The 18,219-nt window shown below is 46.7% G+C and carries 15 protein-coding genes; all 15 read right to left on the bottom strand.

What is annotated here, in order from left to right; genetic code table 11:
• Nucleotides 1-464 precede the first annotated feature (464 nt).
• Nucleotides 465-1,322 carry a tetratricopeptide repeat protein gene (locus PRUB_RS21250; RefSeq protein ID WP_010385039.1) on the bottom strand — a complete coding sequence of 286 codons (858 nt, stop codon included), beginning with the start codon at nucleotides 1,320-1,322 and terminating at the stop codon, nucleotides 465-467.
• 75 nt (nucleotides 1,323-1,397) lie between these two features.
• The gene (locus PRUB_RS21245) at nucleotides 1,398-3,338 is read right to left on the bottom strand and encodes a DNA topoisomerase III (protein ID WP_010385040.1); all 1,941 of its coding nucleotides are present in this window, start codon (nucleotides 3,336-3,338) and stop codon (nucleotides 1,398-1,400) included.
• Nucleotides 3,339-3,434: 96 nt separating this feature from the next.
• The gene (locus tag PRUB_RS21240; RefSeq protein WP_010385041.1) at nucleotides 3,435-5,549 is read right to left on the bottom strand and encodes a methyl-accepting chemotaxis protein; all 2,115 of its coding nucleotides are present in this window, start codon (nucleotides 5,547-5,549) and stop codon (nucleotides 3,435-3,437) included.
• A gap of 269 nt (nucleotides 5,550-5,818) precedes the next feature.
• Nucleotides 5,819-6,148 carry a Na+/H+ antiporter subunit G gene (locus PRUB_RS21235; protein ID WP_010385042.1) on the bottom strand — a complete coding sequence of 110 codons (330 nt, stop codon included), beginning with the start codon at nucleotides 6,146-6,148 and terminating at the stop codon, nucleotides 5,819-5,821.
• A gap of 9 nt (nucleotides 6,149-6,157) precedes the next feature.
• Nucleotides 6,158-6,427 carry a K+/H+ antiporter subunit F gene (locus PRUB_RS21230; RefSeq protein WP_010385043.1) on the bottom strand — a complete coding sequence of 90 codons (270 nt, stop codon included), beginning with the start codon at nucleotides 6,425-6,427 and terminating at the stop codon, nucleotides 6,158-6,160.
• A complete protein-coding gene (locus PRUB_RS21225) occupies nucleotides 6,421-6,957 on the bottom strand; it encodes a Na+/H+ antiporter subunit E (protein WP_010385044.1) in 537 nt (178 codons plus the stop codon). The genes PRUB_RS21230 and PRUB_RS21225 overlap by 7 nt, the downstream gene beginning before the upstream one ends.
• Nucleotides 6,958-8,469 (bottom strand): monovalent cation/H+ antiporter subunit D, encoded by a 1,512-nt coding sequence (locus PRUB_RS21220; RefSeq protein WP_010385045.1) that lies wholly within the window; start codon nucleotides 8,467-8,469, stop codon nucleotides 6,958-6,960.
• Complete coding sequence (locus tag PRUB_RS21215; RefSeq protein ID WP_010385046.1) at nucleotides 8,466-8,840, bottom strand: Na+/H+ antiporter subunit C; 375 nt, start codon at nucleotides 8,838-8,840, stop codon at nucleotides 8,466-8,468. Before PRUB_RS21215 ends, PRUB_RS21220 begins: the two co-directional genes overlap by 4 nt.
• On the bottom strand, nucleotides 8,840-11,632 hold the full coding sequence (locus PRUB_RS21210) for a monovalent cation/H+ antiporter subunit A (RefSeq protein WP_010385047.1): 2,793 nt from the start codon (nucleotides 11,630-11,632) through the stop codon (nucleotides 8,840-8,842). The genes PRUB_RS21215 and PRUB_RS21210 overlap by 1 nt, the downstream gene beginning before the upstream one ends.
• A gap of 232 nt (nucleotides 11,633-11,864) precedes the next feature.
• Nucleotides 11,865-13,037 carry a hypothetical protein gene (locus tag PRUB_RS21205; RefSeq protein WP_010385048.1) on the bottom strand — a complete coding sequence of 391 codons (1,173 nt, stop codon included), beginning with the start codon at nucleotides 13,035-13,037 and terminating at the stop codon, nucleotides 11,865-11,867.
• A gap of 4 nt (nucleotides 13,038-13,041) precedes the next feature.
• Nucleotides 13,042-13,944 carry a lipoprotein NlpI gene (gene nlpI, locus PRUB_RS21200; RefSeq protein ID WP_040645380.1) on the bottom strand — a complete coding sequence of 301 codons (903 nt, stop codon included), beginning with the start codon at nucleotides 13,942-13,944 and terminating at the stop codon, nucleotides 13,042-13,044.
• Nucleotides 13,945-14,055: 111 nt separating this feature from the next.
• Nucleotides 14,056-16,170 (bottom strand): polyribonucleotide nucleotidyltransferase, encoded by a 2,115-nt coding sequence (pnp, locus tag PRUB_RS21195; protein WP_010385051.1) that lies wholly within the window; start codon nucleotides 16,168-16,170, stop codon nucleotides 14,056-14,058.
• Between the two features lie 272 nt (nucleotides 16,171-16,442).
• Complete coding sequence (gene rpsO / locus PRUB_RS21190; RefSeq protein WP_010385052.1) at nucleotides 16,443-16,712, bottom strand: 30S ribosomal protein S15; 270 nt, start codon at nucleotides 16,710-16,712, stop codon at nucleotides 16,443-16,445.
• A 105-nt stretch (nucleotides 16,713-16,817) separates the two neighbouring features.
• Nucleotides 16,818-17,753, bottom strand: a complete 936-nt coding sequence (truB, locus tag PRUB_RS21185; RefSeq protein WP_010385053.1) for a tRNA pseudouridine(55) synthase TruB — start codon at nucleotides 17,751-17,753, stop codon at nucleotides 16,818-16,820.
• Nucleotides 17,753-18,163 (bottom strand): 30S ribosome-binding factor RbfA, encoded by a 411-nt coding sequence (gene rbfA, locus PRUB_RS21180; protein WP_010385054.1) that lies wholly within the window; start codon nucleotides 18,161-18,163, stop codon nucleotides 17,753-17,755. The genes truB and rbfA overlap by 1 nt, the downstream gene beginning before the upstream one ends.
• Nucleotides 18,164-18,219 lie beyond the last annotated feature (56 nt).

Below are 18,219 nucleotides of genomic sequence, written 5' to 3'. Positions count from 1 at the left end.
TTAGAACTCAATCTGTACGAGTGCCCACACAGATGATTGCTTCATATTTTTAAAGAACAAATAACCAACCTTAGTTAGTTACCGCAGCCTCGCTGCGAAGTGGAGCGCCATATTAACCGCTTCACTTTTAAAGTCAACTAGAAAATTTAATTTTTCTTAATTAAGCTTTCCGTTTGGCTTTCCCCTCACTTAGCTCGTTGCTTTTCAGTGTTGTGCTCCGTGTCGGTGGATGCGCATTATAGGGAAATCGAACCCCGGCGCAACCCCTTTTTTGAAGAAAAGTGATAAAAACCACACTTTCGACCAAATTATGTACTAAACACATCAAAACAGCCGATTTTGTCATCAAATATTCACCTATTTGACACAAACCAATTGCTAGGGGATCTAAGTATTGTACATTTCAGAAGAGACGCAAGAAAATATGGCGCTTTTTTTAGCGCCATATTCAAAAGTAAGAATTATTAGTATAAAAGACTGTAGAGTTTACGTCGGTAGCGCATTGCTACCTCATCACCTTCTGGCAAGGATGCAATAATGTCCAGGTAGCCTTTTTTGGCTTCTCCAAAGTTCATGTCTTTTCTTAACACACTGAACAAGCTTTCAAGCGCATCTGCATTCTTACCCGCATCGACCTGAGCCTGAGCTAACTGGCACAATATAGACAGATCACCCGGCGCAGATTCGACTTCAGCCAACAATCGCTTAAGTTCAGGTGATTCCTGAGCTTCTTTTGCTTGCTCCAGTTTAGAACTTAAATTGGTAAAATACGCATCCCGAGCTTCCTCTGGTACAGATCCTAGTAGCGCCTCAGCCTCATCTACTTTCTTTATCTGAATACAGATGTCTGCAAATACCAACAAAACCCTAGGATTTTCTTTTGCTACGCCATAAGCTTGCTTAGCCAAAGCAAATGCCTCATTCAACTCGCCACTAGCCAGAGCTTGCTTAGCTTGATCAAGTAAAATCAATTCTGGAGAAGGCAAATGCTCTGAAAGCACTTTGGAAATTTCTTCCTGTGACTTAGCTCCCGGTAGCACATCGACAGGCGTGCCCCCTTTTAGAATTACCAATGTCGGCAACGCCTGAAGACCGACTTGTTGCGCAAGCTGGGAAGCAAGCATTTGCTGCTGATCACAATCAACAGTTGCTACCACTAAGTTATTCGGATATTTCTGAGAAAGCGCATCAAGGATATCAGCTTGCGCAAGACAGTTGGGCTCTTGTGCACTGAAGAACGTCATTAATACGAGTTTTTCTGGATCCCCAGATGCTAACACCTGTTGGATATTTTCCGGTGTAAGTGAAATTTTATTTTCCATGTTCAAACCAGCTATGATATTTGCTTATCTATATGGTGACATCCTCACTAATTGCAAGGCAAGCTTAAAACCTGATTACGCTGCCGATTTACGACGACTACTTTTCGTCGAGGTGCGTTTCTTCGATCTTTTTTTAGAAAATGAAGGTTTCGAACCAGCTCTGCTGCTCTTTAGTCCAGTGAACAATGTACTGTCACTTACACAGGCACGCTCAATAAAGCCTGTAATTTCTTTTTCAAGAGGGCTCATAAAAGTTTGGTAAGGCTGCTCTTTCATCGCAATTTTTGCCAGTTGTGATTCCCACAAAGCCGTTCTGTCAGGCAAAGAGACATCTTCTGGTAACGTCTTTATCAGAGCCACTCCTAACTCTGTTGACCGGATACTCTTACCATTGCGTTGTAAAAAGCCTCTTTTGAACAATAAGTCGATGATCCCGGCTCGAGTTGCTTCCGTACCCAGTCCATCGGTTTCTTTTAGCACTTTTTTAATCTCAGCATTAGCGACAAACCTGGCAATTCCTGTCATCGCACTTAGCAAAGTTGCTTCTGTAAAATGACTGGGGGGTTGGGTGTGCTTCTCAATCACTTCTCCTTTAAAACAGTGTAATAGCTCACCTAATTCCAGCTGAGGCAAAATTACTTGTTTCTTTTCTTCTGTCTTGAATAACCGCTTAAAGCCTAGCTCTACGACTTGTTCTGCTTTTGCTACAAACACACCACCGGCAATTTCTAACTCTACTTTAGTCTCAGTATATCGGTAGGCTGGATAAAACTGCGCCAAATACTGGGTACTTATCAACTGATAAACTTGCTGTTCATATTGACCTAACTGAGCCGTTTTTAATTTCTTTGCTGTTGGAATGATGGCGTGATGTGCCTCAACTTTAGCATCGTTCCAGCATTTGCTTTTCAAGCAGAGATTGGCGTCGTTCACTTTTTCTTCTGCTAATCCTTGATTATTGACCGCAGCCTCCAACACCTGGTGTGCCTCAGCGAAATGACCTGTCGGTAAATATCGATTATCAGAGCGGGGATACGTAATCAGTTTGTGCTTTTCATAAAGCGCCTGACAAACATCCAATACCTGCTTTGCAGACATACCAAATCGTTTGTTCGCATCAATTTGCAATGCAGACAAGTTATAGGGCAAAGGAGGATTGTGCTTTTTGGGCTTTGCTTCGATTTTCTTGACTTGCGCATCTTGAGCATGGATCCTTGCTGCCACATTTTCAGCCAAACCTTTCACCAACACCCGGCCCTCTTCATCCATATATGGCAGGCAAGCTTCACTGGGTTTCCACTTCGCACTGAACTCACTTCCATCATTTTTTCGAACGTGGGCCAATACTTCAAAAAAGGGTTTGGACACAAAATTGTCGATTTCCATGTCACGCCTGACAACCAACCCAAGAACAGGCGTTTGTACCCTGCCAACCGAGAGTACGCCTTGAAAACCCGCTTTTTGTCCTACCAATGTATAAGCTCTTGTCAGGTTCATACCATACAGCCAATCAGCCCGAGCTCTGGCTAAAGCAGACACACTTAAAGGAATGAATTCCTGATTCGCACGCATTTGATTTAGCGCTTTTTTTACCGCCGATGGGTTTAAGTCGCTGATCAGAAGTCGCTGGGTCGACTGTTTTTTACGCTCGGATAACTTCGCTTCCTGAAGTACCTCATCAACGAGTAACTGGCCTTCTCTATCTGGATCGCCCGCATGGACCAGGCTGTCAGCCTGTTTGACAAGCTTTTTCACAATACTCAGTTGTTTTTTGGTTTTGGGCTTTGCCTTGAACTGCCAATGTTCCGGTACAATAGGCAAATGCGCCATTTGCCATTTCTTATATTTTGGATCATAGTCTTCAGGCGCGGCTTGTTCTAACAAATGACCAATACACCAGGTAACACAATCTCCATTGGCTAACTCAATATAGCCCTCATGTTTTTTGTGTGGTTTAGGTAAAACATCTGCGATAGCTCTGCCCAGAGACGGTTTTTCGGCAATATAAAGTTTCATTCTTTAAAACAACTGTATGTATTTACAGTTATGATAGTCAACTCTGACAGCAATTGCCAGAGCTGACTCAATCGGACAAAAAGATTGGGGAGGAGCTTAAGTTTTAAGTAAGTTTAACTGCTTGTGTTTTTGTTCCACTATATAAGTCATTGCACTCGCCGCCTGCTCTACCTCATCAGCAAAGCCAGACAATTCAGCTGCCGCATCAGAAATGCCTGTTGTATTGGTGCTGATCTCCTCAGTCACCATACTTTGCTCTTCTGCTGCCGTGGCGATTTGTGTTACTTCATTTGATATGCTGCTTAACTCACCTACTAAGCTACTCATAAGCTCAGCAGATTCTTGGCAGTATGAAACCGCTTGTTCACCCTGGCTAACCGTTTTTTCAATGATCTGCTCTGAACCAGTCACTTCACTTTGAAGATTGTCGATCAGCTTGCTGATGTCATCCGTTGAGGCTTGTGTTTTTGAGGCCAACGCCCTGACTTCGTCGGCAACCACAGCAAAGCCCCGGCCTTGCTCCCCAGCTCGAGCCGCTTCTATCGCTGCATTTAGTGCCAGTAGGTTTGTTTGCTCTGCAATGGCTCGGATCACATCCAGAATTTTGGAGATATCACCGCTGCGCTCAGAAACTTTACCAAATGCATTTTTGGCGTCTAAAACCTGCTCAGCGATTTCCTGCACGGTCTCTGTCGTTCTAACGATACTGCGCTCGCTACTCTGGACTGTTTCAACAGCATGATTTGTACTCAAAGCCGCTTTTTCTGATGCCCTGGCCACTTCTGTTGCCGTTGCACTTAACTCGTTGATGGCAGTAACGACACTGTCTATTTCAAGATGCTGATTCGAAACCTTGTTTTTTATATTGATCGCGGCTTCTGTGGTTTTATGTGACTGAGTATATGATTCCTCAGCTAGCTCTTTGAGGTCAATAATCATGCTCCTTAGTTTTTCGGTGAAGCGATTAAAACCATGCGCCAGAGATATCAGTTCAGCATGATGACTGACCTCAAGCTTATGAGTCAGGTCACCCTCGCTGGAAGCCAGACTCTCAACCCGTTCCTCAATATAAGTTAATGGTCCAACAATGGTATTAATCAATACCAGTGCCAGACCCAAGGCACATGCCGCAACCAGAGTTCCTAACAACAGCATCCAACGCCCTAATGAATTAGTCGACGCTTCAATCTGTTGTTCTATTTGGGTTACTGAAGCCAATGCAACCTCCTTGGGCAATTCAATCACCAAAGACCAGGTTGTATTGGCAAGCGCAATTTCAATAGGGACCGCAATGGCAAGCATCTCATCCATCTCACTAAACCCGCCGGTCTGATGTAAATTCAGCAGTTTATCTGCCATATCTGAGCTAATGGATTCTTTCAGGGGTCTGGCAAGTTTGTCATAATGACTGGCACCCACTACCAAGCCTAAACTACTGAGTAAAGTCACTTTCGCCTGGCCTTGGTAAAGAGAGCTGGATAGCTCGTCCACTAACTGCTGGAAAACGGGTAAATTCACATCCACGCCAACCAATCCCTGAAAACGCCCATTGATGTCTACCGGCACCGTTAATGACGTCATCAGCATTTTGTTGCCAGGAGAAATCTCGTATAAATAGGGCTCCATAATACAGGGGGCAACACTGTCGCGCGCACACAGGTACCATTCAGCCTCCCGCAAACCAAATTCGTTGCGTTTATCTAAGTATTTATCAGCTGCTGACTCGATTTGATGTTGAGTAATGCCACTTGAGTCACGCGTGAAATATAACTCAAGGGTTCCCGCTCCCGGGGCCGAGTGGCTCGCGCCGGATGTATAAGCCTGATCTTGCTGGTCATAGCCGTTTGGCTCAAACTGAGCATACATAGAAGATACAAATTGATTTTGTTTTAATGCACCCGCTACCAGATCCTGTACCTGGGTACGTTCGAGCGGGTCGCGGACAGAAGTTTCTTTCAATGCTCCAGCCAGAGTATAAGGCACCCGATATGCCGAGTTTATAAATGCGGCAACCTGTTGCGCATAGTATTGTCCCTGTGCAGTTAAACCCGTTCTAATCTCTTGGTACGCCAGCTCCCGAAGCTGTTCGCTTTGTACTTTGTTTTCTTTTTGCAGGTTTATCCACATGGTTGATACCAACAAGGCAACAAGGGCGGTAACCAAAGTAATCACAAACAGGATAAGCTTTTTCTTGATGGACATATGCTGCATATAAAACACTCACAAACGGTTGTTTATTCGAGTAACTTTAGCAAAAGTTACGCTCTCTTGCGTATTCTAAAATGACAGCTTTAAGTAATTATGACTACACTATTCCGATATTTTTTTTACGCCGAATACAATTAGTGTATTATTTGTACACCTGCCAGCACTATAACGATGTGACGGGAAAAACGGTAGCTCAGTGGTTTCTATTGAATGGGTATACACAGAGACGAGCCGCTGCTTAAACGTAACAGCGGCTCATATTAGAAGGTGGCTTAGTCTTCCTCGATATTATCTTTGCCACGAGTCGACTCAATACTATCTAACCTATGGTGGATAGCTGATTTAATTAACATGTAGCCACTGATAGGGGCGGTAATAAGTAAGAACATTGAGATGAGTACCTCTTTCACACTTACACCTTCACCGTAAAACCCATAGTAGGCCATGGCAGCAAATAGCAGACACGCCATGCCCAGAGTGGTTGCTTTTGTTGGGCCATGCAAACGCATAAAGAAATCGGGCATTTTTACCAAACCGATCGACCCTACCAAGATCAGGCTACCGCCTAACAATAATAGTAATGAAATAACCCATTCCATCATTTGGTGCTCCTATTCAATGATATCGCCGCGCAGCAAGTACTTACAGACAGCCACTGTGCTCACAAAACCCAGTAAAGCTATCAACAACGCCGCCTCAAAATACAACGACGTTCCCATGTTCATACCGTAAAGCACTATCAAGGCGATGGTATTGATGTACATGGTATCCAAAGCGAGTATACGATCTGGAATGGAAGGACCAACGACCAGTCGCCACAAATTTAGTAACAAAGACACACCGATCATCGCAAAGACAATCAAAATCACCGTCTCTAACATGCAAAGATCTCCTTAATAGGTTTTTCATAACGCGTTTTAATCGTGTCGATTAACTCCGCTTCGTCGTCCAGGTCAAGCACATGGATCAACAAATAACGTTGTTGTGGTTCAGCATCTTCTGGCATATCTTCTGGCCAAGGATAGACCTCGGCACTCACGGTGCCGGGCGTAAGAGACACAGTGCTGGCCAAAATGGTAATCGGCATCGACTGTGCTAAATCAATCGGCACTTTGACAAACCCGGGCTTTAGCTTTCGGGTTGGCCCCAGGATTTTGATGGCCACTTCGATATTTGCCATTAAAATATCGTACAAAACCAACAGCAGATATTGCAGTGCCTTGCCCGGTTTCAGTACCAAAGGCTGTTTGGTACGAAATGGAAATGTAGCTAGCGGAATTGCAACAGCCAGAATAGCCCCCAAGATCAAATGTCCCGGTGCAACCGTGTTATTGAGCAATAGCCACACGATAAATAACATCAGGCTGCGGAATGGCGTTGGCAACCATCTATATTTTGCTTCCAAACGCATTTAGTGTACTCCTCCCAACACGTCTTGCAGTAACCCGGTGAAATCATGTAACTCCTGAGCTGCCAGCAGTGCGTATTCACTCAATGGGCCTGCAAAAATCACCATTAACGGTGTGCACAATACCAGCAGCATTACAGCACACACTTGTGCTGGATGCGCTCGTTCCTGCTCGTTATCTCCTTTACCGGTCTGATGCCAAAACACGGTGCTGCCCGCTTTTGAAACCGACACCAAAATAGCGAGGCTTGCCACCAGATAAACTAACCAAAACCAGTTCCCATAAGGTGTGTCCAGTGTTGATCTCAGGATCCAAACCTTACCTACAAATCCGGATAAAGGCGGCATCCCAATCACGGCGACCGCAGCGACTAAGAATGCACCGCCAAGCAGTAACGGCTGTGAAACCGGACGACCTGCGGTGATCCTATCCGCTACCTTACCTCTTTGTCGGGCAATTAAGTCTGCTAGCAGGAACAGTGCTGCACTGACCAAGGTCGAATGCACCAGATAATAAATCGCTGCCGCACTGCTTTGCACAGTTTGTACTGCGACCAATGCCACCAAAGTACCAACAGATACAACCACCAGGTTGGCTACCATTTTTCTTAAATCCTGACTCGCCAATACCCCTATCGCACCCATCACAATAGTAGCGATCGCCAGCCACCAAAGCCAATTTTGCGCCATATGACTCAGCTCGCCGGCTTCTTCGCCAAAAATCAGAGTGTATACACGCATCATAGAGTACACACCCACTTTGGTCATAATGGCGAACAATGCCGCCACTACTGGCATAGCCGTAGAATAGGTGTTAGGTAGCCACAGATGAAGAGGAAGTAAGGCACCTTTTAGCGCAAATACAACCAACAACAACAGCCCACCAATCTTAGCCAAATAGACATCGTCACCTTGCAACAGCGTCACTTTTTGCGCCATATCTGCCATGTTTAACGTACCCAGTGTACCGTACAGGATCCCTAGCGCGATCAGGAAAACCGAGGAGCCCACCAAGTTCAGGATCACATACTGCAACGCAGCACGCGTATTACGCTTATCACCACCATGCATCAGCAACGAGTATGATGCGATCAACAGGACTTCAAAGAAGACGAACAGGTTAAACGCATCCCCTGTTAAAAACGCCCCATTGACGCCCAAAACCAGAAAATGCAGGAGTGGGTGGAAAAAGCTGCCACGTTCATCGTCACCCGCGCAACTATATAAGCCACACACCAGGCCCAGAAAAGAGGTCAAAGTAACCAGCAATGCTGACAGCGGGTCGGCAATCAGAACAATACCAAACGGTGCAGACCAATTACCAATTGCATAGACTGAAGTGCCATGCTCGCGAGTCATCAGCAGCAAAATTATTGATGCCACTGTTGTGATCGCCCCCATACCGACAGACACAATACGTCGTGCTCTCAGGTTCTTGCCACAAGGCGGCATCAACATAAAGATAGCTGCCAGCATAGGTAATAATACCGGCAAGGAAGTTAAATGCTGCATCATGCTTTACCCTGCTCCTTACGCTGAGAACCACTGTTGCGCGTAGCCGTATTCACTTCGATACCATTGACATGGTCATTACCTAGGTCTGCACGACCTCTGATAGCCAGGATGACCACGAATGCCGTCATTGCAAACCCGATTACTATCGCAGTTAACACCAGTGCCTGAGGCAGAGGATCAGCATAACCGTCGCTATAACCTAACACTGCGGCTTTGTTCATGGTCAACCGACCTGAGGCAAACAAAAACAAATTGACTGCGTAAGACAACATAGTTAGACCCAGCACCACGGGAAACGTCCGGGCACGTAAAATCAGGAACACTCCGCAGGCCACTAACAGGCCCACGCAGGATGAATACAATAGCTCCATTAAATATTTACCTCTTCTTTAGGTGCATTGGCTGTCAACTTACCCAGGCTCGCCAGGATCATCAACGTCGCGCCAACAACCGTAATATACACACCCAAGTCAAATACCAATGCACTGGCTAGTTCTATTTCACCAATCACCGGTATATCAAAGTAATCAAACCAACTGGTCAGGAATGGGCGGTCAAATGCCCAGCTGCCTAAACCTGAAATCATGGCAATCGCAATACCTGACGCGATGATCTTCCGATAGTTGAGCGTAAAGCGCTCCGAGATCCAGTTAGACCCATGCGCAATGTACTGCAATATAAAGGCGATGGCTGTAACCAAACCAGCAATGAAGCCACCGCCAGGTAAGTTATGACCGCGAAGGAAGATATAAACCGACACCATTAACGCCAGAGGTAGCAAGCTTTGAGAAATAGACGCCAGCAAAATCGGGTAACGCTCGCGTGCCCATGGACGGCCTTCTGAATCGCTGCCCGGCATAAACAGTGGCAGATTTATTAGCAACTTATAAATGCCCAATGCAGCAATACCCAATACGATAATCTCACCTAAGGTATCGAAGCCACGGAAGTCGACCAGGATAACATTGACCACGTTGGTACCACCACCACCGGTCTTCGCGTTTGCGAGGAAGAAATCGGAAATAGAACTCAATGGGCGTGTGATCAGAGCATAACAAATGCTACCCACAATCACGCCAATCGCAGAGGCAATGCCCAAATCGCGTAACACACGCACAGAGCTGCTTTCTTTGGGCGTTTTTTGTGGCAGGAAGAACAGCGCAAGCATCAGCAGAATGATAGTGACCACTTCAACCGTCAACTGAGTCAGCGCCAGGTCCGGTGCTGAGAAGCGTGTAAACGCAACGGCAACCATCAGACCCACAACCGAAATCATCAACAAGGCAACCATACGAGTGCGATGCCAAATCACAGTACCGATTGCACCTATCATCAACAAGCCCGCACCAATGGCATTATGGACATCAATAGGCGTTGGTTTGTTTTCACCAACCAACTGGCTCATTTCAAACAATGGCCATCCAGCGCTCAACAGCACCACCATTAGCATCAACATCAAATAGCGTTGCAAGGAGCCATTTTCTATCGCATCAATGCGCGCACGGCTCCAGCCCACCACTTTAGACATGGTATGCTCAAAACCCTTTTTGGCATTAATAGGCGGCAACGATGCCTGGAATGCAAACAAGTAACGGCGCTGAGTATAAATTAGCAAACCACCACACACGGCTATTCCGCTCATCAGCAGAGGTAAGTTGAAACCATGCCAGATAGCAATCTTAAATTGCGGCGGCTCGCCACCTAATACAGCGGCAGAAGCAACGTTTAGAATATCACTGACGATAAAGCCCGGGAACATGCCCACAATCAGACACAGCGCAACCAGAACTTCGATCGGCACACGCATGTAACGCGGTGCTTCATGAGGCTCTTTCGGTAAATCAACGGGTTCACCATTGAAGAACACGTCATGGATAAAGCGAGCCGAGTATGCCACTGAAAAGGCACCCGCAATCGTTGCCAGGATTGGGATTAACCAGGACATTGAGCCAAGTAACTGCTGATGTAAGGTTTCCGCGAAGAACATCTCTTTGGACAAGAAGCCGTTTAATAACGGGACCCCTGCCATTGCCGCCGCAGCAACCATTGCCAGCGTTGCTGTGTAAGGCATAAACCGCCACATGCCGTTGAGCTTACGCATATCTCGCGTGCCGGTTTCATGATCTATGATACCGGTTGCCATAAACAGTGAAGCCTTGAAGGTTGCGTGGTTGATGATATGGAATATGGCTGCAACGGTGGCCAATTCGGTATCCAGACCCAGTAACAGCGTGATCAAACCTAAGTGGCTGATAGTCGAGAATGCCAGTAGTCCTTTCAGATCATGCTTAAACAGCGCGATATAAGCGCCAACCAGTAAAGTTGCAAGACCCGTGAGGCCAACCAGAATAAACCAAATTTCCGTACCTGCCAGCGCAGGGTAGAAACGTGCCAGCAGGAAAATACCTGCTTTCACCATAGTCGCCGAGTGTAAGTAAGAACTTACTGGCGTAGGTGCAGCCATGGCATGAGGCAGCCAGAAATGAAATGGGAACTGCGCAGATTTAGTAAATGCGCCGAGTAATACCAAGATGAGCGCCAGCTCATATAAATCGTGCGCCTGAATAAGCTCACGACTGGCCAGGATGATATCCAAATCGTAGCTGCCAACAATGTCACCTAGCAGCAATAAGCCAGCCAGCAGCGCTAAACCGCCACCGCCAGTTATCGCCAGAGCCATTTTAGCGCCTTTTCGGGCTTCAGACTTGTGCCACCAATAACTTATCAACAAAAACGAGCTAATACTGGTCAATTCCCAGAACAGCCATAATTGCAGTACATTGTTCGACATCACGATGCCCAGCATCGCCGTCATAAACAACATTAAGTAAGCATACAGCTTAGGCATGGAGTCGTTAATACTTAAATAGTAACGCGCATAGAAGATCACCAAAATGCCGATTCCCAGGATCAGGAATACGAATAACAAAGACAAACCATCTAAGCGGAATGAGAGTTCTAAGCCCAACAACGGGATCCACTCTATGGTGGTCCGTAGCTGTTCATTGGCAAACACGCCGGGTGCCATGTAGCAAGCCAACGCAAGTGCCAATCCGGGCGCAAGTAAAGTTACCGCAGTCGATTGATTGCGGGATAGTTTACCTGTTAATGATGAGAGTAAACTGCCTAATAAGGATAGCAAGGGTATCCAAAGCAATGTCATAAAGAAAACCTTTTATCTTCAATAACCGTAAATAAACGGAACAGCGCGCAGTGTGTAGCTAGTGTTATGCATAGACTATCTGATTTATTTTGCGCACGTTTTTATCACACATAACGCTTACCAGTTATACTTGATTAGTATTTGAGTTGTCTAGACTTTCGCGCTCTATACGCTGCCATTTTAGCCAACATTTACAAACAATTCAGATTAAATTCATAAATAAACTGGGCTTTTAACCCTTGGCAGCTAATTTAACCTGAATAAATCGCTGAAAGTCTGTGGGTTTATCGCGCTGTTGCTGAAATGCCAATAACCAAAGTTCCTTATATCGTGTAGACAAGGCCAGACTCTGATATTGCATGTTAGACATAGCCTGCTGGGGCTTAAAGGCAGATAACAGCCCAGCCTCACAGCTCTGGCTGGGGTACCACCCCTTAGGCGGTGTAGTGCCAACATATAAGTTAGGTGCTTTATACCCCGGGGTTGCACATAACCATTGTGCTTTTGCCTCTCCAATCGCATATTCATCCTCAAAGCCACTGAAGTGCATCAGCTCATGGATAAACACGACATAATCGCTGTCCAAGTTCAATGTCATCACGCCACGGCTGACATTCGCATCGCCGTGTTTTGTCATCAATACAAGATGATCGGCAGAGGACCAGTATGCACTGCCTGGCAACGCGGCAAGGTCACAATAAGCAAACTTTTGTGCCTTGAGATTACATCGTAAATCAGACCCCATATACACAGGATCTGCAAAACAGTAGCTACCCGAATGGGGTAACGGGGCGGCAAGGTATTGCGCTTTCAGCTGTTGCAGCTTTTTAAGGCCCAGCCAGGAATCACTCAACATGGCCACCCGACGTATGCACTTTGCATCATCCCAGTGAAGCTCATTCACCGTTCTGATAGCCAATTGCTGTAAATCATCTAATGCCAGCATGCTTGCAGAAGCGCCCTGCATAACCTGTGATAGCGTAAAATAAGGTGGCGGCAGAGTGAATTGAGAGGCTAACTGATTAACCTCAGACACTGCTTGGGCCGCTGTTAGTGACTCCAGTAAACGCAGATGTGCTTGCGTGGAGGTGGCTTCCCAATGTGCACTGGCCAGCAGGAGCGCCGTATCTAAGTCACCCTGTTCAGTCAGTCGTATAGCCCATTCAAAAGCCGCCGAGGGCTCATCCAGCTTGCGTAGCGCCAGTACCGTGCCGTTAGACAGCTCAGGTAACAGCAGACCTGCTCGTCGGACATCAAGGAAAAAGCTCTGTGGACTGCGCTTAAGCAATGAAAGCTGTGCCTGACGCGCGTTGGGAGAGTTAAAATGCCAGGGATTAAAGGCGCTGCCCGCTATGAGTGTGCTGCAAACCAGTAACACCACATAGCGAAGCATCAAGGCAGACATACGATCAGCCTACATCCGCCCGGTTCATTTCATCGGCGATAATTTGCAATTCAAGACGGGCGTATTTATGTTCTACAAATTCGTAGACATTGGTTGCAAGGGCCAGTTTGAAATATTCAATGGCTTTTCCTGTTTTACCCTCAGCCTGGTAACGCTTAGCCAGATAAAAGTAGGCTTCACACAGACGTTCGGCAAACTCCTGTTGCGACTTAACGCCATCTCCCACTTGCGCGAGAAAGGCCTGCTGAGACAGCTCATTCAAATAAAGCTGGACCAATTGCGTTGCCCATTCATCATGATTCAAAGCCTGGCTATGCTGCTTCAGGGCTGCTTTTGCCGCAATCGGGTCGACTTTAGATTCTGCCAGGTAAAGCCACATCAACCGATATGGGTCCTGAGGCGAACGTGCTAAGAAGGTTTCAAAGTCGCTGACCGCCAATGCCGGACGTTCACCATAATACAGCGCGATACCCCGATTTAAATAAGCGTACTCATGATCCGTGTTCAGCTCCAGCACCGCATCAAACATCTCGTAGGCAGTTCCATACTCCTGGCGTAATGTGTGGTGTATGCCCAAAAAATTGTATACTTCTGCCAAGTCTGGCTTCAACTTAACTGCGCGATTAAAGTCGATACGTGCCAGCGTGGATAATCCCAGACTGTCATAAAGCATGCCGCGGTTATAAAACAACTGCGCTTGTTGTTCATTATCCAGTGTTTTGTTTTGTAACAGCTCACTGTACCTGGCGATGGCAATTTCATTGCGAAAGTTAGCTGCCAGTGGCACAGCAAAAGGCACCGTCACGTTGGGCATATCCGCCGCCTGCTGAGTTGACTGACACCCGAGTAAGCTCAGACATAGCAAAGGTAATAATAACAGTCTCAATCTATTTCCCCTTTTGGGCATGTTGCGAATTTCTGATCCGCTTGTCGCTACTACTGTCGAGCAAATATTAAAGCATAAAAAAAGGGGCCATTCAGCCCCTTTCATCGAAACTCATTGTTTCTTTGTCAGATATTACTCAGCAGCAGGTGCCGCATCTGACTCTAATGCTTCTTTAATGCTCAGACGCACACGACCCTGACGGTCTACTTCAAGTACTTTTACTTTCACTTCCTGGCCAACAGACAGGTGATCAGCTACGTTGTTTACGCGCTCTTTGCTGATCTGTGAAATGTGTACCAGGCCATCTTTACCGGGTAGTACGTTTACGAATGCACCAAAGTCTACGATACGGTTTACTTTACCTGTGTAGATAGTACCTACTTCCAACTCAGCGGTAAGCGCTTCGATGCGAGCAATCGCTTCTTTAGCACTGTTGCCGTTAGTTGCAGCAATCTTAATGGTACCATCGTCTTCGATTTCGATAGTAGTATCCGTTTCTTCCGTTAGCTGACGGATCACCGCGCCACCTTTACCGATTACATCAGCAATCTTCTTCGGTGGAATGTTCATGGTGTAGATACGTGGTGCAAACTCAGACAGGTCCTGAGATGGGCTGGCGATTGCCTGGTCCATCACGCTCAGGATATGCAGACGTGCTGCTTTTGCCTGACGTAATGCAATCTGCATGATTTCTTTTGTGATACCTTCAATCTTGATATCCATCTGAAGTGCAGTTACACCCGCGCTGTTACCCGCTACTTTAAAGTCCATGTCACCCAGGTGGTCTTCGTCACCCAAAATGTCAGAAAGAACAACAAAGTCTTCGCCTTCTTTAACCAGGCCCATCGCGATACCCGCAACAGATGACTTGATTGGTACACCCGCATCCATCAGAGCCAGAGACGTACCACATACAGACGCCATTGAAGACGAACCGTTTGATTCAGTGATCTCAGAAACCACACGTACAGAGTACGGGAATTCTTCAAGCGTTGGCATAACCGCTTGTACACCGCGCTTAGCCAGGTTACCGTGACCAATTTCACGACGTTTAGGCGAACCGATGAAGCCTGTCTCACCCACACAGAATGGAGGGAAGTTGTAGTGCAGCATGAAGTGATGCTTCTGCGTGCCAATCAGGTTGTCCATCATTTGTGAATCGCGTTCTGTACCTAAAGTAGCAGTAACCAGAGCCTGAGTTTCACCACGCGTGAAGATTGCAGAACCGTGTGTACGTGGTAATACGCCAGTCATCACGTCAAGCGCACGAACCATGTCTGGTTCACGACCATCAATACGCTTCTCACCAGCAATGATGCGGCCACGTACGATTTTCTTTTCAAGTGAGCTAAACAGCTTAGACACTTCCTGCTCGTCCAGCGCTTCGTCTTCAGCCAGCTCAGCCGTCAGCTTCTCGACGACTTCTGCTTTTGCTTCGCTTAGTGCGTCTTTACGTGCCACTTTATCAGTGATGCGGTAAGCGTCACCCACTTTTTGCTCAGCGATTGCTGCGATTTTGTCAGACAGTTCAACGTTTTTCTCTGGTGCAGCCCAGTCCCAAGCCGGCTTGCCTGCTTCTGCAGCAAACTCGTTCACAGCCTGGATGATAGCCTGAGATTGCTCATGACCATACACAACCGCACCCAGCATTTCTTCTTCAGTCAGAATTTCAGCTTCTGACTCAACCATCAGTACGGCACCTTCGGTACCCGCAACAACCAGGTCAAGTTTACTTTGCTCAAGTTCAGTCACTGACGGGTTTAGTACGTACTGACCATCAGTGAAACCAACACGTACGGCGCCGATTGGACCATTGAACGGCACGCCAGAAATTGCTAGCGCCGCAGAAGTACCAATCATAGCAACCATGTCTGGTTGGATTTCAGGGTTTGAAGAAACCACTGTCGCGATAACTTGTACTTCGTTTACGAAACCATCCGGGAATAAAGGACGGATTGGACGGTCAATCAGACGCGCGATCAGTGTTTCATTGTCTGAAGGACGACCTTCACGCTTCAGGAAGCCACCAGGGATACGGCCTGCCGCATACATTTTTTCCTGATAGTTAACTGTCAGAGGGAAAAAGTCCTGACCAGGTGCAGCTTCACGCTTACCTACAACAGTGACAAGTACAGAGGTGTCGCCAATGCTGGCCAAAACGGCACCATCAGCCTGGCGCGCAATGGCACCAGTTTCTAGGGTTACTGTGTGTTGACCCAGTTGGAATTCTTTAATAATTGCTTGCACAAATATCTTCCTTACAAAAATAACATATAAGCGCCAACAACGACCAATTACAGTCTTAAGGGGACTAAAGAGACTAATAACCATTTGATAAAAAAGATTAAACCAAACAGAGCTAGATGATCCGCTTAAGCACTACAATTGGCTGCAGACTTGGCGCTGAACCCCCAGAATGGCGGCTCGGGCATAAGTATACTGAGTATATACCCACAAAAAAAGGGGCGATTTAGCCCCTTTTTTCTTATCGGATAAAAATCCGACAAATAATCAAGTTCTTAGCGACGTAGGCCAAGCTCTTTGATTAGTGCAGAGTAACGCTCTACGCTCTTACCTTTAAGGTAGTCAAGCAGGTTACGACGCTGGCTTACTTTACGTAGCAGACCACGACGTGAGTGGAAGTCATGCTTGTGGTTAGCGAAGTGACCTTGTAGCTTGTTGATATCAGCAGTTAACAGTGCAACCTGAACTTCAGGAGAACCAGTGTCGCCTTCTGCGCGTGCGAATTTTGCTACGATTTCTGCTTTTTCTTGATTGCTTAGTGACATAATAAACTCCAATTGTTTAAGTAATGCTTCAGCCGATCACTAATTCAGCCAAAGCGACAAAGCGGGCGGCATTGTATCAGCAATTACCCCCGCTGACAAAAAATTTTATTGTGCGCTGGATAACGCTCGCTTGGCCTTCAGATGGCCGTGCTGATTGCGCTCGCCAATCCCGACAAAACGACCATCAGCCACCACTTTCAACACCCCCTCTGGCAGCTCACCGACGACCACAGTCTGACCATGACTAAATGCCACGCCCTGCTCTGCACTGATCTCAACTGCCGGTAAATCCACCAACGCCGTATCCATAGGGAGCAACAGCGCATCAATGTATGTCGAAGGCGGCAGATCTTCCGCTTTCGCCTGCTGGAGTTTTTCTTCCAGTTCCTCAAGCGTGATCATTTTATCACTGGGATAATGACCCACTTCAGAGCGATGTAGCATAATAACGTGTGCACCACATCCTAACTTTTCACCCAGATCATCAACTATGGTGCGAATGTAAGTGCCCTTTGAAACATGCACTGTCATCTGGATCTCTTGTGCCTGATCGTTATACTCATCTAACGTAATTGAGTAGACGTTGATCTTTCGACACTTACGCGGTACTTCGATACCTTCACGGGCATACTTGTATAAGGGTTGACCCTGATATTTCAGCGCGGAATACATCGACGGGTACTGATCAGACTCCCCCAGGAAACTGGCAACATCTTGCTCAAGTTGCGCTCGGGTGATCTGCACAGGACGTGTTTCGACCACTTCACCATCAGAGTCTGAAGTCGTTGTACGCTCACCTAACTTGGCACGCACGACGTAAGTTTTGTCAGTGTCCAGCAGAAACTGCGTAAACTTAGTCGCTTCGCCAAAGCAGATTGGCAGCATACCCGTTGCCAGTGGATCCAATGCGCCCGTGTGGCCGGCTTTTTGCGCAAAGTAAATGCCTTTGGCTTGTTGCAGCGCTTTATTCGAAGAGATCCCCTGAGGCTTATTAAGCAGCACAATCCCATCTATCGGGCGGCCTTTACTACGACGTGCCATTAGGCTTCTCCGTCGTCGCTTTTGGTATCTGGCAGCTCTTCGTCGCCACGCTTTTCATTGTCTTTGCGGATCACTTCATCAACCAGATTAGAGATACGCATCCCTTCCATCAGGGAGTTATCCAGAACAAAACGCAGTTCGGGCATGATCCGCGCACGGATACGTTTGCCCAGCAAAGAGCGGATGTAGCCTGTAGCTTCATTCAGAATCGACAGGTTTTCTTTGGTTTTGTCTTTATCACCGCCAAGGACAGTGATAAAGACCTTGGCGTAAGACAGATCACGTGATACTTCTACAGCCGATACAGTGACCATGCCTAAGCGCGGATCTTTAATTTCGCGCTGCAAAATCACGGCAATTTCTTTCTGGATCTGTTGTGCAACACGATCAGTACGAGAAAATTCTCTCATTTTCACCACTTCAATTTAATCATTAAAACGGGCAATGCATACAATCGCCCACTAGA

The sequence above is a fragment of the Pseudoalteromonas rubra genome, assembly GCF_000238295.3.
In the GTDB taxonomy this organism is placed as follows: Bacteria; Pseudomonadota; Gammaproteobacteria; order Enterobacterales; family Alteromonadaceae; genus Pseudoalteromonas; species Pseudoalteromonas rubra.
The sequence above is the reverse complement of the archived record's forward strand: the minus strand, read 5'-3'. Positions and strand labels throughout refer to the sequence as shown.

Excerpts from the sequence above, each read along its gene's own strand:
- PRUB_RS21230 (WP_010385043.1), bottom strand. The coding sequence starts at position 6,427 with ATGTTAGAGACGGTGATTTTGATTGTCTTTGCGATGATCGGTGTGTCT.
- PRUB_RS21225 (WP_010385044.1), bottom strand. The coding sequence starts at position 6,957 with ATGCGTTTGGAAGCAAAATATAGATGGTTGCCAACGCCATTCCGCAGC.
- PRUB_RS21220 (WP_010385045.1), bottom strand. The coding sequence starts at position 8,469 with ATGATGCAGCATTTAACTTCCTTGCCGGTATTATTACCTATGCTGGCA.
- rbfA (WP_010385054.1), bottom strand. The coding sequence starts at position 18,163 with ATGAGAGAATTTTCTCGTACTGATCGTGTTGCACAACAGATCCAGAAA.
- PRUB_RS21245 (WP_010385040.1), bottom strand. The coding sequence starts at position 3,338 with ATGAAACTTTATATTGCCGAAAAACCGTCTCTGGGCAGAGCTATCGCA.
- nlpI (WP_040645380.1), bottom strand. The coding sequence starts at position 13,944 with ATGCCCAAAAGGGGAAATAGATTGAGACTGTTATTATTACCTTTGCTA.
- PRUB_RS21235 (WP_010385042.1), bottom strand. The coding sequence starts at position 6,148 with ATGATGGAATGGGTTATTTCATTACTATTATTGTTAGGCGGTAGCCTG.
- truB (WP_010385053.1), bottom strand. The coding sequence starts at position 17,753 with ATGGCACGTCGTAGTAAAGGCCGCCCGATAGATGGGATTGTGCTGCTT.
- PRUB_RS21240 (WP_010385041.1), bottom strand. The coding sequence starts at position 5,549 with ATGCAGCATATGTCCATCAAGAAAAAGCTTATCCTGTTTGTGATTACT.
- rpsO (WP_010385052.1), bottom strand. The coding sequence starts at position 16,712 with ATGTCACTAAGCAATCAAGAAAAAGCAGAAATCGTAGCAAAATTCGCA.
- PRUB_RS21210 (WP_010385047.1), bottom strand. The coding sequence starts at position 11,632 with ATGACATTGCTTTGGATACCCTTGCTATCCTTATTAGGCAGTTTACTC.
- PRUB_RS21215 (WP_010385046.1), bottom strand. The coding sequence starts at position 8,840 with ATGGAGCTATTGTATTCATCCTGCGTGGGCCTGTTAGTGGCCTGCGGA.
- PRUB_RS21250 (WP_010385039.1), bottom strand. The coding sequence starts at position 1,322 with ATGGAAAATAAAATTTCACTTACACCGGAAAATATCCAACAGGTGTTA.
- PRUB_RS21205 (WP_010385048.1), bottom strand. The coding sequence starts at position 13,037 with ATGTCTGCCTTGATGCTTCGCTATGTGGTGTTACTGGTTTGCAGCACA.